This window comes from Skermanella stibiiresistens SB22 (assembly GCF_000576635.1).
Lineage (GTDB): Bacteria > Pseudomonadota > Alphaproteobacteria > Azospirillales > Azospirillaceae > Skermanella > Skermanella stibiiresistens.
Genome location: NZ_AVFL01000047.1, coordinates 1 through 15,105 on the forward strand (window position 1 = coordinate 1; position 15,105 = coordinate 15,105).

A 15,105-nucleotide genomic window follows, 5' to 3' on the forward strand; every position below is an offset into this window, starting at 1 on the left:
TAGTCAGCCGTCTGTTCAATGCTCAACTTGCCCCGAAACCTGACAGAACCCGTAGAAGAGGTCGGTTCCGGATCGCTTGGTCAGGGACTGACAGACACGGGCGTACTCGGTGGCGTTGCGGGTTACGACAACCTTTGGAGCGGACAGGTGGCAGGCGCCGTAGAGACGTCGAACGGCCTGTCGCAACCGGCTGTCGATTGAGGGGGAGTCAGTCGGTATCAGGGTCATGGCGCCTAGTCCCGGACCAGGATGGTCGCGGCCGTCACGGGATCGTATTCATGCTGGCGGATGACCCGGTAGCAGCCGCCGGGAAGAGCGAGAGGGGCATGTTCCTCGTGACAAAGCCGTGCGCCCTTCCCACCGACGACGAGGTAGTCGGGCCCGCCCGCTCCCTCGGCGAGCCGCCACGCGGCGATGCCGGTCCCGGCATCAAGGACATGGGCATGGGTGCCATCCTTGCCGGAAGCGACCAGAAGCCGTCCGGAGGGAGCGGCGATCCGGCGGGCGCCCGGCGGCACGTTCTCGACGAGTTCCAGAAGAACGTCTCCCTGACGGAACTGCATACGGATTTCCCTCCCAGGCTCAAGGACATGCCATTCAGTCTACAGATGCGCGCCGACGCTGACGATGTATCGATGGGAGTGGTCCGGAAAGCGGGGAATCACTTGAATTACAACGGCGATGCAGGTTTAACGCATCTGTTCCGCGGTCATCTTCGCCAGGCCTCTTCATTCCCGAACCCCATAACATTTGTAGAAGGCCAGACTTAAGTCCTGTGGAGGGATCGGTGGACGCCAGCATCATTGAGGCACCCGATGACCTGTCCGAGCAGGTTTAGCGTAACTCGGCCACCGTTGTTTCCGACATGATCGTGCGATTGACCGGGGCAGGATTGCGCAAGGACTAGCTCGCCCCTCTTCTGGCCACCAAGGCGCGAGCTCTCGCGCCTCCCAAGCAGGGTTCAGAAGTGTTGCAGGTTCGACATGCGAGCCGAATGACCGCCCTGTCTTACATCCGCGATCCAATATGCACATCCCCCTTCGTCGTTCGCACAGTGAGGCCGAGTGCGGCGGAGGCTGATCGCAAATTTTTCATACCAGTGACATAAAAACTCGCAAAAATTCCCTTAAAGATGTTGACGCGTGCGAGCAATTAGGGCACGATACTGAAATCTAGCGATCTACACTAAACCGACTAGCTCATATCTGCGAGGAATCAGTCAATGTCAGACTCTCCTATCCGAGCGTCATTCAGCATGAACCGCAAAAGCCGCGAGGCCATCAAGGCAGTCGCGGAACGCTATGGCATGGATCAGGGAGACGTCCTGGATCTGGTGCCAATTCTGATGACCGTTGCCGCCGAGCGCTCCCTCTCGGACCGGCGCAAGAAGTTAGGCGCCATCTCAACTCTGGCGGACCAAGCTGCTCGCTCCCTGGAGAGCATTGTCAGCCTGGCACCGCACATGCGCCCCGTGATCGATGAGGTCATCGGGATGGTCAAGGATCTGCCCAAGATGGAGGAGGCCGCGATCGCATCCAGGGACGTCTACGGGCTACCCTACTCTGTGCTCGAACGCTTTCGATATTTCCGAGAGCTCGTTGAGGAGCGTGACCTATGGCCGGGACACTTTGGCCACCCGAACCTTCCCTCTCCGCTACTTGATACGATCAAGGAAGCGGCCAAGGAATCAGGAGGGGGCGTCACCGTCCGCGAGGTCACATCTGAATGGTTTGATGGGAAGCTGCGCCACGAAACGGAATTTGTCGTCACCTATCCCGGGCCGGAGGCTGATCAGAACCTCTTCGTGGGCAGGAGCGCCCCGTGGAGTGCCTTCTCGGCCATTGTCGGGGGCGTCGATTTTGATGCGATCTACGACGCCATGCATTCCACCGATGTCGCGGAGTCCGATCAAGAGGACGCGCGATGAGCCTCACCCTCACGGATCACGCCCGAGTGCGTATGAACCAGCGCGCCTTCCGGGGAACCGATCTAGACCTCATCCTGACAGTCGGTACTACGACGCGTGACGGCGTCCTCCTCCGAGCTCAGGACGTCCAGAGAGCGATAGAGATCCGCAAGAGAGAGATCGCACGTCTCCAGCGCCTCGCGGGGGCTTACGTCGTCGTCGCGGGTGAAAAGGTAGTGACGGCCTATCGCCCGTCCCGCAGGCGTCAGAGCCGTGTTCTCGACCAGGCATAATCAGGGGAAAACAACATGCCATTCATCTACGCCTTCTCCGACAGCCGATACGAGCGCGGTGTCAAAATCGGGCGCTGCTCGTCCGCTTACGCCATGACCGCCTGGAAGGCGGCTCCGTCGTACTCCCCTTCTCCGATGCACTACCTCGCGGCGTGGCAGGTCGATGCCCCACTCCGCTGCGTCGACGGGAGCTCCCACGCCCGGGTCGCAGACCTTGAGGCCCACCTGCACCGCGCCTGCAATCCACATTTGGTCTTCCCCCGCAACGGTCGCGAGTGGTTCGATCTCTCCGGACCGGAGGCCATAAAAAGGATCTCCAGGATCCTTGGTCGGGATCCGGACCGGGTGAACGGTCACGAAGGGATCGAAATCCTCAACGACAATCTTCGCTACCCCCACCCGACCAAGCTCCGCGACTACGGTATGAAGGTTGTTGTTTGGGTTTATCGGGAGCATCTGACCGACCGGCTGAAGACCCAGTTTGTTCATGACTGGACCAGCCCCAGGGAAACCCGTCGCCGCTACAGCCGCAACGGCTTCTCCGAGATCATGGCCTTCACTTACGCGGGCGCCGTCAGCGGGGACGGCAACGCTTCGATCTACGAGGCATGGTGCCAGGTTATGATTGAGTTCGGCCCCGGCTCTGATGATCGGGCCTATGGCTGGCTGAATCCCGGCGCCAAGCCTGAGGACATCCGGAACCGCTACCAGTCCCTTGGACTCATTCCCCTCGACATCGCCTCATCGAGACCTCCGGATGGCGTGCGACCTGCGTACAATCGCCCTGTCTGATTTGCTGCTCGATTTGTAAGTGGGAGCGCGCTTCATCATGTTCCCCCTTCACAGTTCATAGTCCCATAGCACAGAGATCTCGGATCCACCGCCGGAGGGCGGTCAGCCGGAACATCTGCCTCAGCAATGGACTCTTTGGTCCGCCAGTGGCGCAGCTTGCGCCATGCCTCAGCGAAGGTCGGGTGGATCGTGTAAGTGCGTGTGCCGCAATTGGTGTTGAGCCAGGGCTCAGGCGGCACTGTCAACTTGATCGGCGTCTGACCGCGGTGGGGCAGCTTGCGGACGCGAGCGCGGATCTGGTCTGTGATTACGCGGCCAGCCGGGCGCCGGCGATCTCGGCCCATTTCTCGAAGGCCTGGGTGCGGGCGGCGCGGTAATCGGCGGCGGTGAGTTGGTTGCGGGGAAAGTGGAAGAGGTTGTTGATCGGATCGTGAATGGACAGGAAACGCTGGACCTGCCGGGGCGACTTGAAGCGCTTCATCTGGCGTTCCCGCCGTCGGGTTGGCTGGTGCGAGTTCTCGGCCCGGTTGTTCAAGCCTTTGTGCTGACGGTGCTCGAAGCCGAGCTTCAGGTCCTTCTTCGCCGCCGCGTACGATTTCAGCTTGTCCGAGATCATGACCGACACGGCGGCCTATACGGATACCGTCTTCGGGCTGTTCTGGCTGCTGGGCTACCAATTCAGCCCGCGGCTCGCCGATCTCGGCGACGCCCGCTTCTGGCGCATCGACCGGACCGCCCATTACGGCGCCCTCGACGATCTGGCGCGTCATCGCATCGACACCGAACTCATCACCCGGAACTGGGAAGATCTGCTGCGCCTGGCGGGGTCGCTCAAGCTCGGCCGCATCCAGGCCGGCGCCATCATGCGCGTTCTGCAGGTCAAGGACCATCCGACAACGCTGGCGCGTGCGCTCGCCGAACTCGGCCGCATCGTGAAGACACTGCACCTGCTCGGCTACGTCGACAGCAAGGAGAAGCGACGCCGCATCCTCACCCAGCTCAACCGCCAGGAGTTCCGCCACCGCCTGGCCCGGCGCGTTTGCCACGGCGACCGGGGCGAGATCCGGAAGGTCCATCGCCAAGAGCAGGAGGAGCAGCTCGGCGCCCTCGGCCTGACCCTCAACGTCATCGCGCTCTGGAACTCGACCTACATCCAGGCGGCGCTCGACCAGCTCGCCTGCGAAGGATGGGACGTTTGCCAAGCCGACGTTGCCAGGGTCTCGCCGCTCGCTTTCAAGCACATCAACTTCCTTGGCCGATACGCCTTTGACCTGCCGCAGGCCGTCGCCGAGGGCGCCCTCCGCCCACTTCGGAATCCTAATTCCGAATAGGAGTTTCGCATAGCCTTATGACAGTACACCGTTCCGCTCAGACGCACGGGCCAAGCACATCCGGACAGACGCATGCCTGCCAGGCACCACGGCGAGGGATGCGGCCATGGGTTGGCCACGAAATCCCCCAGGGGCTTTTCCACCCTGGGGAGGGCGATCACTCCGTGCTACCTGCCCAGGTCTCCCGCATCGGTATCAGCGGCACACCCACCTCGCCATCAGGCGTCGCCCCACTCGGCGATGATCGCGACATCATGTTGCCCACCATAGCCGCATGACCCACCCGGCCGGACGTGCCCGAGACCTCGCCACGACAGCGCGAACCAGACACGATCACCCTCCGCCTCGTCGGAGGACGGTTTTGTTATGCGATCATCGGCGCGAACTGGCGCCGTGGTCCGTCGACACTGGGATGTTGGCGGACGCGGTGCCGGGGGAAGGATTCACACGGCATGGCCCCGCGCCGCGCCGGACATCCTCGCCGAACGTCAAAATCGCCCGCCAGTGGGGCTGAACGCCATGGGAGCATGTCGGGTTGCCGAACGGTCCCCAATGGCCATCAGCGCGCGACCAGGAGCGTTCCAGGGCCATCGACGCCGCCGAGGTGAGCCACGGTCCCACGCGGACGGGTCCGCTCGAGATGCCTGGGCCATCAATCGGACATGGTGTTCGATGCCGATTCAGAAAATAATCAAATTGAAAAAACATATTAATAAAACACCGAACACACCCGTTTATGTTCCCTTGTTCAACAGTTATTGTTCTGGGGCCGAATTTCCGTTTATAATCAATGGGTTATGAGGTGCTATTGTGCCAAATCGGGGGGTGCTATTGTGCCAAATCGGGGGCTCTATTGTGCCAAATCGGGTGCGTTTTTTTGACCCTGTCCGCGTAAGCCATTGATTTGCCTAACTTCCATTGTGCCAAATCGGGGGGCCATTTTTGACCATTTCGCCCTTCCATTGTGCCGAATCGGGGGCCTTATTCAGAATAGGGCTATTTGATGGCGAAATGTGCGGGTGGAAAACAAATTTTCGGACAAAGTTCATGACATTCATCGAGGTGCATCGGCATCCATCGCGGGGCGGATGTCGGCCATCGGCGGGGCGGGGGACGTCGATGCCCAAGACGATCTGCCAACCTCACCGTTCCCAACATCCGCTCGCCGCTCGCCGCTCGCTGGCTCGCCAGCCTGCCTCGTCCAAATCCCACCGCCGTCATCGCCCGGTCATTTTGGCGAAGTCGCCAACAGCATCAGCAGCGCGCCCGCCACAGCCATTGGATACGGAGAACACAGGCCTACAAGGATCGGCTATGGTACTGAGTGTATAACAAAACCTTGATGGTAGGTATGGTCCGGCCTATCTAAGGGGCATGGCGAAACCCCTTGTCAGCGATGAGCTGTGGGCGGCGGTGGCGCCGCTGTTGCCGTCACGCCCGCCCCGTCCGAAAGGCGGTCGGCCTCCGGTCGATGACCGGGCGGCGCTGACCGGCATCCTGTTCGTGTTGAGGAGCGGCATTCCGTGGGAGATGCTGCCCCGGGAGATGGGCTGCGGCTCCGGGATGACCTGCTGGCGGCGGCTGCGCGAATGGCAGGCCACGGGAGTCTGGGAGAAGTTGCATCGCGTCCTCCTGGACAGGTTGGACAAGGCCAACGCGATCGACTGGAGCCGAGCGGCGCTGGACGACGCCACTGTTCCGGCGAAAACAAGGCCATCCGGCGAAACTGGTGGAGGGCTTGGCGCCCGATAACGCCAATTATCAGGCGCCAGGAGGGTTTTTCGGGCAGGCCGGCGCCGACGCCCCCACCACGATCGCCGGATCGCCGAGTCCGGCCCTCTTCCGCCACCCGCGATCTCTGTGGAAAATGAAAATGGAGATGGACGGCATGATTGACCACAGCGGCGGGGGAACCGTTGATCGGCGTGGCTGGCGATGCCGTCATGCGCCATTCCTATCCACCAACCCTCTAACCGCCAACATTTAGCCGTGAACCTGACAATGCCCTCGAATTGATTTTGTCAGCGTCTGAGGCGAGTTGCGTAGCAGACAGGGGGTCAACCACCAAAGGCTGTATCCAAGCTAGGGAGATCAGCTCCGGCAGCGTGGCCACGGGCTGCACATGGATGACCCCACCGCCTTGGTTGCTTGACCACTCAGGCGGAGGTGTCGTCAGCAGCGCCTGATGTGATCAGTACCGGAAGAATTTCCCGGAGCTCGTCTCAAAACGCACAACCATACCTTTTGCCACACCCTCTGCGCCGGATGGCGCGTGACTGCTGATGCGCGCGAGAACCTCAGGAGCCACTTGAGTTTGCATGTTCACGACCAGATAATAAAGAAGGCCTTCTTCTTTTGCTATAGAGAGTTGTGCGGCGATCTGCGGAGTCAGTGTTACTTCGGCACCGCTTTTCACCTCTGCCAGGAAAGTGTCCGTTCTGGCATCGGGGTAAGTGATGCGCCTGAGCGCGTGGGAATAGGATCGGGTCTTCTTCACCACCGAACGGATGGCTGAAAGGGCGGCAGCCTCGAAGGCGTCCCCAAACCGCTTGTTCAGAGACACCGTCAACGCTTTGCTCGCGTTGAAGCTGAAAGCAACGGCGCCGACCTACTCTGCTCGAGTGATCGCGTTCTCGGCGACCCTTGGACCGAAGTGGACAGCGGCCTGCTCTAGACTGCGCACCCCCATGTTCAAGAGCTTGGTTTCGCCTGGACCCGGGATCAGGAGCGACGCACCGAAAGCCACCCATTCGCTGATGTCCCCTTCCTCCTCCTCTATGTTCGGGGTGTAGAAGTCGAGGATCGGATCGGCGATCTCGTGGGGCAGCGCTGGATTGAATGGCTTCTGGATGACCATCTTCGCCGTGTCGACGACGATCTGTTTCCAAAGTTGTTTGACCAAGTTGCGCGTGTTGACATGCACCTTGGGGTCCGGAGGATCTTTGGATGAATGTGGTTTCTTGCGTGGCTCACCCCTGACAAGGACGTAGTCCTCTTTTATCGGCGGTGGCGCCGTCTCGACCGGCACACCCTGCAGTCCAGACGGGTCTATGGCCGAGAAGAGGGCGCCATCGACATAAGAATAGGGGTTGTGATCGGCGGCTCGACCATGGACCGCGAGTGGATCCGCCGTGAGCCAACGGCCGAGACGGGTGTGCAGGTACCGCGCGCCAAGACGGACGAGTCCGATCTCGATGTCCTCTTCAGCTCCGGAAAAGCCGCGATCGTCCCTGAAACGCCCCCAACGACCGGGGCGGTAGTCCGCCTCCACCGCTCCGTACGCGTCGTAGGTCCGCCGCTCAACGACTTCGCCCGTGGCCTTGTCCATCATCGCGGCGGTCGATCCGAGCCGATCACCGATGCGCAGGAAGACCTTGAATGGTGGAGATCCTTGCGGTGTCGGCAGGTTTCCACGTGACAGGAACGCCTCGGCGCTGCCTCCCAAGCCACCGGTATGCAGGGCCGCGAGAGTGCCAATCCGCAGCCGAACCTGTTCGGGATTGTCATCATAATCGCCGGAGGCAAGGAATTCGACCGGCCCAATCCGTAGAGTGTCGAAAGGCTCGAGCGTGTGCCGCGCGATTCCGCCTGGTCCTTTCGCCGATTTTAGAACGCGATTCCCGGCGGTGTAGGCAAAGCTGAGATCCCAGGCCGGATCCCCAGTTGGAGGCGAGGAAGGTGATAATTCCGCGGGAAGGGAGCCTAGGACATCCCATCGGCGGGCCCGCACCAGTTCCCCGGCTTCGTCATAATCGTAGACGAACCAGAGCGAACATCCGCGATTGGCCAAGCTCAGACATGCCGCCTCACGATCGACGCCAAGGGCAACCATGTTCCCGGCCGCGTCATGCCAAGCGCGCGCAGGTCCGCCCGACACCATCCGGTGCGGACTGGAGGCGCCGGCTCCATAGTCGATTCGGCCTAACCAGAGGTCGAAGGGAACTTGGAGATCGGCGTCGACGAGCGTCAGGTTGCCGAGCCAGTCATTGTCAAACTCTTGGCGGCGAACTCGCAGTCCGGGATCAAGGAGCGGGATCGGCCCTGAGTCACCCAATTGCAACTCCGGTCCAAAGGGTGACGACCACGTGTCGTTCTTTGATGGGGTCGCGTATTCCGAAAGGATCTTGGATACCCTGTACCTCCCGTCGTACGCAACGTCCCTGCGTCGAACTGGCTTTGCCCCCTTTGGCCACGAGGAAACGGACAGATCCTCTATCATGACCGGGTTGTCGATCGGGTCATAGCCGAAGATCAGACGGAGGATCTCGAGTTGTGTCGTGTCAGGTCCGGGTTTGGCGTAGCCGGGACCCGGTGCGTTCCAGAGCGCGGGCGATGAGCGGGTGACGGAGTAACCAGTGAGGCGACGCTTATCGTCCCGATCCAATTGCGCCTGGGTGCCCGCCGCATCGAAGTAGGTGATGCCTTCGACTAGACCGTCCGCCCCCCAGGTGATGCCGCGGACCAGTGGCCCGTAGGAGCTATCCACATGACGGACTCGATCTTGTGCCGTCCAGGCGTAACGTTCCTCGCTTTGGCCCGCCACCATCAAATCGCGATGCGCGGCACCGAGGGTCCGCCTTGTGAGGCGGCCCGCCAAGTCGAAGTCCGACCTCGTCGCATAGACCCGTGGCGCGTAGGAGTAGGCTGCGCCCAGCCCTCTTGGTGCCGCGACCTGCCTCCGGATCAGCCTTGGGAAACCGCGGACGTCGTAGTTCGTCAGAGTGAAGGCGCCACGATCGCGCACCGAAACGAGATGCCCGATCGCGAAAGCCGGATCATCAAGGAAGCTGGGATCATTCGACAGCTGGCCCGGTTCGTAGGCGTCGTATTGGTAGAATTGTTCAAGGCCCATTCCGTTTGAGACATCTGGTGGTGTATAGGCCTCATGGTGCGGTTCGCAGGGAGAGAGGTCGACGCCGACAACCCGCCCGAGGACGTCCCTGTAGATGTTGGCGCCGCATCGACGCGCGTCGGTATAGCCAACGACCCTGCCAAGATCGTCCCAAGCGTATCGCGTGGTCCCGGTGTTCGGCTCTGTTTGGGTGACAAGCCGCCCAAGGGAGTCGTACTCGAAGGTTCGAACGACATCCGGTCGGTCACCGTCGAGCGGGCGGCGAAGCGTGCTCACGATCTCACCCGTCGGAGCCCGCTCGAACCAGGTACGAATGCCATCACTGGGCTGAGTGGTTTCGACGATCTCTGCCTTGGGGTTGCCATGACCGTCCAGCTGCCAGACCATCCTACCCTTGCCGCCGGGTGCCAACTGGAGGACATCCCGAAATTCGACCTCGAATGGTTTGTAGGTGTAACGGCCGAGTAGATCGTTACCGCGATGGATTGTCTCCACCCGACCGAACGCGTCGTAGCGGATCCATGCGGAGGCGATCCCGGCTGGAATCGGCGGCAGCCCAGCGTTCGCCAAGATCGCCTCGGGATTTCCCGTCACGTGGTAGGGCCCCCGCCCGAATTCAGGCCGTCCGGCGGCGTCCCGCTCGGTCCAACCCTCGAAGATCCAGCCGGAGTCGTCCTGGGAGATCGAGAGGATTGGTTCGCCGAGCCCGTTGCGTGCTTGGTAGGAGGTTACGACCGCACCTTGCCCGACATGGCGGTCCCGGCGGCTCCAATTGGCGGGACCCCCGTCGAAGTACCGATAGGTGGCGGCCGTGACAAGGTTGAAGGGCGCGTCCGGATCCGGTAGGAGGATCTCGGCGGTTCGGCCAAAGTGATCGAGGCGCATCTCCGAGACCGCGCCCGATGGTGAAACGGCATGGGTCGCGGTGCCGAAGCCCCGGTGGTAAGTCACGGACGATTCCCTGAGCACCGGTCCGCAGCCCGCTTCGTGAGCCCGCAGGAGCGCTGGCAGCATCCCGTACGCGGCGTCGAGCACGAATGACGTGCAAGGTCCAGATGTCGCGAGCCGCGATCGGACGAGGGAACCCGTGGCGGGGTCGTACTCGTTCGTCAAGAGCCTGATCCAGCCTGGGGCCTTGCTGGTTTCAGCGGGTACCGGCGCGACGGCGAGACCCGCTGGATGCGTTCGGACGACGCTTGAATGACCTGTTAGCAGAAATCCATCGATCGATGCCAGATCGCCTTGGCGATCGTAGCCATAGCGGTGGCGGCGCAATATCTGATAGGGACCATCGTTGGGCTTTTCGCTGGTGACGAGGGAGAGATCGATGTAGCAGCGCCAAATCTCGAAATCGCAGCGGTGCGCTTCGGGGAGGTTCATGCCCGTGTCCGATCCCGCCCAGCTTACGGATACCGGATCCAGGCTTGGCAGACGGTTGAGCGTGCGATCGAAGCCTTCCGGTTGACGACCTCGAAACTCCACCTTGGCCACGTTTCCATGCCGGTCCGCTTGGATCTCGGTCGTTACCGGGGCAGGCTTGTCCTGGATCGGGGAGGGCTCGATCGTGTCACCCCCTCCACGCTCGCCGGCCTGACGCGCGGCGCGGCGTTGGACTGGCCGGTCAGGGTCGAAATGGTGCTCTTGGATCGCCGCGACGTAGGCGTGACGAACGGGTCTGAGGCCGTCGAACAGCGTGTCCACGGCGTAGTGGAACTCCGTGGATGACAGCCAGCGTTCCTCGCTCCGTCCCTCGACGCCGGGTTGCCTGACGTCGACGCGGACAAGCCGTGCCACCAAGGCGCCGTCCGGCTCACCCTCGCTCCCCGTGACACAGGCCTCGTCGATGGCCTCCTTCTGGCATGGACCAAACCAGTAGGTCCGTTCCGTGATGGCTGCGGTGCCGCCCATCCGTTCCGAGACCTTCCGGAAACCCATGAACCGTCCAAGCCATGGATCGAAAGCGGGGTCGCGGTATGTGATCTCCACGGTGCGGTCGAACGCGTATGGACCAACGCCGTTGGCTTGTGATTGGTCGTGCGTCCGCACGCGTGTGACCACTGGCTCGATGGACGGCACGCGCGTGGCCCAGGGCCGACCGTCCTCCTCAGCCTTGCGCATCAACGCGGGAATGGTTTCGTAGTCGATCTTGGTCACCGCCCCCAGACCATTGTCGATGCCTATCAGGAGACCGGGCCTTGGTCCGTTACCCCTGGACTTTGGCGACGGTGTCGGTATGAACGGCATGGTGAGGGTTCCGCCTCCGGTCAGCACGACGAGGTCATCGGTGCCGTTCGCATCCATGTCGGCGAAGGTCGTCCGGTGCGATGGCAGGGTCGTTGTTCCATGCTGATGATCGACGAGCCGGCCTACGGCGCAGGGCACCGCGTTCGTGGGGTCCACGCAGTGGAAGGTGCGGCCATCGACGTTCACCCAGAGGCGCACGTATCCTGACCAAGTCGTGTCGCCGGGATCCATGCGATAGGAGATTATGTCGGCAAGTCCATCGCCCGTGACGTCGTGGACGAAGCGCTCCTCGCGGCCATCCCAATCCCCGCCATCGGAATGCCAGGGCAGGGGGCCGGAACCAGCCTGCGCGATGATCTCCCCATTCGCACAGGGATGTGCGTCGAATCGATCCGCGCACGCGAACCCGCCGCGCCCGTCTCCAGGCCGAATCCGAGGTTGGCCATTTGGGCCGAACCGGACGAGATCAACAATCCCATCGGCGTTCATGTCCTCATAAAAGAAGCGCACACCACTTGGCGCGTCGTGGCGCGGGACGATCGACGTTCCACCGGGGCTGGAGAAGGGGATCTGCGCGGGACCGGTGCCACCGCCAGGTCTACCATCCTCACCCCGACCTAGGCGACGCGTGAAGGAGGGAGTGGATAGGCGGTAGAATCGATCAATGGTCGGTCCGTCGGCACTGAGTGAGTCCGCGAGACCATCCCCGTCGATGTCCACGTACCAAGCGGGCGGGCTCGCCTGCTCGTGAAAGGGAGGTCCAAGATAGGCCGTTGGCCAAGCACGGATGTCCCACGATCCCAGCTGCCAACGCCAGCCTTCGGACGTCGTGGGACTGTCGCAAAACGCGGGATGGGGACGAATGGGCTCCGCTCGGATCGGCCGGAAGCGCGCTTCTCCCGCCGCCCATATCGAGGAGCCGTCGCCGTACAGGCCGATGACCGTTGGAGCGCCGCGGGAGCCGAGAAAACTCGCTATGAGCGGGGGCTTTCCGGATTTGGGACGGATCAGGCCCGCGAGCGAACCCGGTTCGCCGTCGCCAGCGTCGAGGCAGACGTGCTGGAACTTTGGAATGACGGCATTAGGTCCGATGTTCCGAAGCCCGGTCATGAACCGCGCGCTGCGGATGAACTGTGACTGCCCATTGGGCCAGATACAGACAAGCCCACTCTTCAGTCCCTGCGGGCCGTCCTCGACCGAGAGGAAGACGGCACCGGGCTTAAAGAAGCACTCAGCCTCGTTCTCCCAGGATTGCACGACATCAGGAAGGCCATCGCGATCGAAGTCGATGATCGCGGCGCTGGAGAGGTACGGCAGCACCTTGCGGTCCTGAGCCAAATCCTGCGGACCACCTTTGATCTCGGACAGGAAACCCGTCGAGCCGTAGACCGTTCCCTCATAGTGGAATGTTGTCGGCGGCAACGCGGCGCAATCCGCGCCAAATGGGATACCGCCGCCGAGCGCTTCTCGGTGGCCGCAGTTGCCCTCCATTCGCACCGAGGCCAGGAACGAATGCCCAAACAGGGGCGCTTGGGTAGCCGGATCGAAGGGAAACCCGCGCGCCTCCAAATAGCTCAGGCGATAGATGCGCAGGATTTCGCGCTGGCCCGTGGCGTCCATGGTGGCGCTCGACACCCCGACCCGGGACAGTCGGAGGTCGGGCATCGCCTGATCCACGCGCGCGTAGGCGGCGATCGGGAAAGGCGGTGCCTCCCAGTCGAGTTGAACATGATTCGCGAAGGTTTCGAGTTCGGGCACCCCTCCGATCCTCGGCGTGTCATGGACGTCCGTGAGGAAGTGAAGCCCGCGCTTACCCATGCGCCGCCATGTGTACACCGCGAGATTGGCGGAATGGCGCTGATCGATCTCGCGGACGAGCCGCCATCTAACCGGCACCGGCCCGTCCAACTCGAGGGCGCCGGAGGCTAATCCCGGTTCTGTCAGCGGCTCTCCGAACTCGAGCATCGGTCCGTCCTTGACTTGGACACGCCAAGTGCGCGTGTTTGAACTGAGGAAGAACCGCTCGAAGGAACCTTCATTCTCCAGTCTGAAATGCCGCCAGCCGGAAGCCCAGGATGGGATGGTTTCACCGATTGCCGAACAGGATGGAACGTCAAGCGTCACCGAGGGGCCGCCGGAGCAGACCTCGACAAGCGGACGACCGCCGTAGGCGTAACGCTCAAGCGTAGCGGCGCCGCCGCCGCGAACGCCTTTGCCTGACGGCCAGCCAGAGAGCGGACGTTGCTCGATCACGGGCAGAGACAGGAACCATCCGTATCCCGCGTCCCCATCGTTCCGGAAAGCTGAGGAATAGGAGAGTTCCAAGGTGGGACCAACATCGCCACGCGCGAGCGGCAATTCGAAGGGGTAGGCGTGGTCGAAGTTCCCGCGAGATCCGCCAGCCCCGGTGCTCTTCCCCTCACCGAATAAGCCGGCACCGTTCGCCGATGGCATCAATGGATCCGCTGCGGCAAATCGCGCCGCTGCGGTTCCTATGATTAGGAAGGTCAACAGTACGGTATTGAAGAAAAGTTTCAATGATGAATGTTTCAAGAAGAACATTTGTGCACCTGAATATACTTGGGAAACTCGCTCAAATGTATCAAAACCTTATAGACTGAAGTTATTCAATAAACTGGTAAGCCAAAAATTCCGGAAGGATACGAGTGATCACGCGCTGCTGCGTTGGTGCATGGATGCCGTTGTTGTCCCTGCGGACAGGATTCGATGGGAAGACTGCCCCCTCCTGAGAGAGCATAGAAATGTATGGGGTGCTCAGGCTGCGACGGCTGGCATCTGGGCATCATTCGCGGCCATGGCCGGGTACCATTTTTTGAACGTCTCCGGCAGAGTGCCGTCGAGGGTCTGAGAAGCTGTTTGTAGAAGTCAGGCAGAGGCTTCCTCAGCCACGAGGCGCTTGATGCGCCTGGACAGGATGGAAACGAAGGCGATCTCGATGAAGGCGACGAGGTGCTCCTTGGTCCGCTCGAAGATCGAGTTCAACCGGCGGTAATTGGCAATCCAGGAGAAGGAGCGCTCCACCACCCAGCGGATTCCGGCTGGGAGGAACTTGCCATCACGGCCGCGAGCGACGGGCTTGACGGTGATGCCCAGCTTCCGGCTCGCCTCGGCCAGACGCTTGCCCCGGTAGCCGAGGTCGCCCAGCGCCGATCCCCGGAAACCTTTGCCGGAGAGCTCGCGGAGCACCGGGATGATCCCTTTGGTATCATGCACGTTGGCTGGCGAGACGTCGATCGCCAGCGGGATGCCGTACTTGTCGACGCCCAAGTGAACCTTGACGCCATTGATCTTCTTGCCGCCATCGAAGCCGCGCCCGAAGCAACTCGGCGCTGAGCGGCAGGATCTGCCGTCAATGACGACAGCCGTCGGCTCCGCGGCATCACCGCGGGCCAGCCGCCAGGTCCGGCGCAGGCGGTCGAGCAGGCGGCGCCACAGGCCGAGCCGGGTCCAGCGGGAAAACAGGGTGAACAGCGTGTTGAACGGGATGTCGCACAGCTGCCCGATGGCGCGCCACCGCATGCCGCGGAAGCACAGGCACCAGATCGCCATGATCGCCTTGCGCAACGCCGGCCCAGCCAGCGCCGGCTGCGGTCCGGAGCGGGTCGGCTTCGTGCCGTCCGCCTCCATGGCTGCGAGTTCCGTCAGAACCTCATCCACGAAGACGTC

The 15,105-nt window shown here is 62.1% G+C and carries 7 protein-coding genes and 2 pseudogenes; 4 read left to right on the forward strand and 5 right to left on the reverse strand.

What is annotated here, in order from left to right; all coding sequences use genetic code 11:
• Positions 1-233: 233 nt before the first annotated feature.
• On the reverse strand, positions 234-563 hold the full coding sequence (locus N825_RS38305; protein ID WP_084165273.1) for a hypothetical protein: 330 nt from the start codon (positions 561-563) through the stop codon (positions 234-236).
• 692 nt (positions 564-1,255) lie between these two features.
• On the opposite strand from N825_RS38305, the gene N825_RS32530 reads away from it, so the two are divergent.
• Together N825_RS32530 and N825_RS32540 are read left to right on the forward strand one after the other, a co-directional pair.
• Entirely contained in the window at positions 1,256-1,927 is a 672-nt protein-coding gene (locus N825_RS32530) for a hypothetical protein (protein ID WP_037460951.1), read from the forward strand.
• A gap of 287 nt (positions 1,928-2,214) precedes the next feature.
• On the forward strand, positions 2,215-2,991 hold the full coding sequence (locus N825_RS32540; RefSeq protein WP_037460954.1) for a GIY-YIG nuclease family protein: 777 nt from the start codon (positions 2,215-2,217) through the stop codon (positions 2,989-2,991).
• Positions 2,992-3,298: 307 nt separating this feature from the next.
• On the opposite strand, the pseudogene N825_RS32545 reads toward N825_RS32540, so the two are convergent.
• A pseudogene (locus N825_RS32545) lies at positions 3,299-3,610 on the reverse strand (DDE-type integrase/transposase/recombinase); the annotation flags it as partial.
• Between N825_RS32545 and N825_RS32550 the strand changes: the two are divergent.
• Together N825_RS32550 and N825_RS32555 are read left to right on the forward strand one after the other, a co-directional pair.
• Complete coding sequence (locus N825_RS32550) at positions 3,606-4,322, forward strand: Tn3 family transposase (protein ID WP_037460959.1); 717 nt, start codon at positions 3,606-3,608, stop codon at positions 4,320-4,322. The pseudogene N825_RS32545 and the gene N825_RS32550 overlap by 5 nt on opposite strands.
• 1,374 nt (positions 4,323-5,696) lie before the next feature.
• Positions 5,697-6,041, forward strand: a pseudogene (locus N825_RS32555) (transposase); the annotation flags it as partial.
• Between the two features lie 472 nt (positions 6,042-6,513).
• Here the strand turns inward: N825_RS32555 and N825_RS32560 are convergent.
• The 3 genes from N825_RS32560 to N825_RS32570 all read right to left on the reverse strand — a co-directional run bounded on the left by N825_RS32560 (position 6,514) and on the right by N825_RS32570 (position 15,096).
• Positions 6,514-6,885: a putative toxin gene (locus N825_RS32560; protein WP_245613299.1), complete on the reverse strand. Its 372-nt coding sequence runs from the start codon at positions 6,883-6,885 to the stop codon at positions 6,514-6,516.
• A gap of 45 nt (positions 6,886-6,930) precedes the next feature.
• Positions 6,931-13,980 (reverse strand): RHS repeat-associated core domain-containing protein, encoded by a 7,050-nt coding sequence (locus tag N825_RS32565; protein WP_084165274.1) that lies wholly within the window; start codon positions 13,978-13,980, stop codon positions 6,931-6,933.
• A 324-nt stretch (positions 13,981-14,304) separates the two neighbouring features.
• Positions 14,305-15,096: an IS5 family transposase gene (locus tag N825_RS32570; protein WP_198039013.1), complete on the reverse strand. Its 792-nt coding sequence runs from the start codon at positions 15,094-15,096 to the stop codon at positions 14,305-14,307.
• Positions 15,097-15,105 lie beyond the last annotated feature (9 nt).

What these genes read in the sequence shown, in the direction of transcription:
- N825_RS32565 (WP_084165274.1), bottom strand. Translation starts at nt 13,980, where the DNA reads ATGTTCTTCTTGAAACATTCATCATTGAAACTTTTCTTCAATACCGTA.
- N825_RS32540 (WP_037460954.1), top strand. Translation starts at nt 2,215, where the DNA reads ATGCCATTCATCTACGCCTTCTCCGACAGCCGATACGAGCGCGGTGTC.
- N825_RS32530 (WP_037460951.1), top strand. Translation starts at nt 1,256, where the DNA reads ATGAACCGCAAAAGCCGCGAGGCCATCAAGGCAGTCGCGGAACGCTAT.
- N825_RS38305 (WP_084165273.1), bottom strand. Translation starts at nt 563, where the DNA reads ATGCAGTTCCGTCAGGGAGACGTTCTTCTGGAACTCGTCGAGAACGTG.
- N825_RS32550 (WP_037460959.1), top strand. Translation starts at nt 3,606, where the DNA reads ATGACCGACACGGCGGCCTATACGGATACCGTCTTCGGGCTGTTCTGG.